Raw genomic sequence first — 541 nt, forward strand, 5'->3', positions numbered from 1 at the left:
AAATGCGCAAGCTCGGCTACTTCCTGCCCCGGGCCATCGGCCTGTTCATCCTCTCGCTGATTCCGGTGGTCAACCTGATTGCCGCGCCGCTGTGGCTGCTGTTCGGTATCTGGATGATGGCTATCCAGTACATCGACTACCCGGCGGACAACCACAAGATGAGCTGGCAGGACATGCTCGCCTGGCTGCGCCAGAAGCGCTGGCAGAGCCTGGGCTTTGGCGGCATCGTCTACCTGGCGCTGCTGATCCCGCTGGTCAATATCCTGATGATGCCGGCCGCCGTGGCCGGTGCCACGCTGTTCTGGGTGCGTGAACGCGGGGTGGAGAACCTGCCGGCCAAATAAGGCCGGGGCGTCATAAATCCATCATCGCAAGGTCACAATGGCGACATGGCCTCAGCCGACACTGAGGCCATGACGACAGCTCTGCATATCACCCTCATCACTGAAACCTTCCCACCGGAAATCAATGGCGTGGCCAATACCCTTGGCCGCCTCTGCGAGGGCCTGCGTGCCCGTGGGCATCAGGTTGAGCTGGTGCG

1 protein-coding gene and 1 pseudogene are annotated in these 541 nt (G+C 61.7%); both read left to right on the top strand.

The features are described 5' to 3' along the window. Positions 1-344, top strand: a 344-nt coding sequence (gene cysZ / locus F6S12_RS32765; protein WP_315869994.1) for a sulfate transporter CysZ, incomplete at its 5' end; no start/stop codon positions are given. 45 nt (positions 345-389) lie between these two features. Next, positions 390-541 (top strand): annotated as a pseudogene (locus tag F6S12_RS32770) (glycosyltransferase family 1 protein); the annotation flags it as partial.

Origin of the sequence: Pseudomonas sp. JV245A (genome assembly GCF_032424515.1) — a bacterium.
GTDB lineage: Bacteria > Pseudomonadota > Gammaproteobacteria > Pseudomonadales > Pseudomonadaceae > Aquipseudomonas > Aquipseudomonas protegens.